The 236-nt window shown below is 68.2% G+C and carries 1 protein-coding gene; it reads left to right on the top strand.

Annotated elements, in window-relative coordinates:
* Nucleotides 1-41 precede the first annotated feature (41 nt).
* On the top strand, nucleotides 42-236 hold a 195-nt coding region (locus tag ACYQ0J_RS14000), incomplete at its 3' end, for a transposase family protein (protein WP_460170435.1).

Raw genomic sequence — 236 nt, 5'->3', positions numbered from 1 at the left:
GCAGACTTGACCGATATGTATCCCCCGGGTATACAAAGGGCATGACCTTGCGCGAAGCCTTGTCCCAAGTCCCCGACCCTAGGGCCCGCAACCGGCGATACCCCCTGTGGGGCCTCTTGGCCCTCATCCTGGTGGCCTTCCTCAGCCGCGTGGACTCCCTGCGCGGCGTGGAACGCTTCGCCCGCGCTCACCCCCACCTCCTCCCCCACCTGGGCCTGCGCAAGCCCCCAGGCCAC

The sequence above is a fragment of the Thermus sp. FJN-A genome (assembly GCF_054655095.1).
Note: the sequence above shows the minus strand (reverse complement) of the source record. Positions and strands in the feature narration are given on the sequence as shown.